The sequence below is a fragment of the Mesorhizobium sp. M7A.F.Ca.US.006.04.2.1 genome, assembly GCF_004022915.1.
Taxonomy (GTDB): Bacteria; Pseudomonadota; Alphaproteobacteria; order Rhizobiales; family Rhizobiaceae; genus Mesorhizobium; species Mesorhizobium ciceri.
The window spans coordinates 1-502 of sequence record NZ_RZQA01001615.1; the positions used below are offsets into that span (position 1 = coordinate 1).

A 502-nucleotide genomic window follows, 5' to 3' on the forward strand; every position below is an offset into this window, starting at 1 on the left:
CGCTATGCCAATGCCGTATTCGACGCGGCGATCGCCGGCTCGGCTCTGGCTATCCGTGTTATCAGCGAAGGCGGGACAGGGTTGGCCGCATTGGTCGAACTCTTGATCGAACGCGGCGCCAATCCCGCCCTTGTCGTGGCTGGCGGCGGGGTCATCTCGGAGCAGCCGATGTTGATGACGGCATTCGTCGAGGCCATGGCAAAGGTCTCGCCGTCGAGCCAGGTGCTGCTGCTGCGCGAGCCGCCGGTGCTGGGTGCGGTCGCCTTGGCGAGACGACTGCTGATCGGCCAGGGCTAATCTTCGGGAATTGGAGCGGTTTGAATGATGAAGCGTATCGGCTATCGCCCGGCGGTGGCGCGCCAGACGGAAAGTCTCGAAATCGGCCGGCGTTCGGTGGCCTCGTCGCTTGACGACCTCGATCTCGGCGCTTTTGCCGGCAAGACGATCGGGCTTGCCGGCATAGGCGCCAGCTATCAGGCGGCGCTGGCCGGTGCGCTTTATC

General features: G+C 64.7%; 2 pseudogenes. Both read left to right on the forward strand.

Going from position 1 to position 502, the window contains the following annotated elements:
* Positions 1-297 (forward strand): annotated as a pseudogene (locus EN925_RS39040) (ATPase); the annotation flags it as partial.
* A 24-nt stretch (positions 298-321) separates the two neighbouring features.
* Positions 322-502, forward strand: a pseudogene (locus tag EN925_RS39045) (sugar isomerase); the annotation flags it as partial.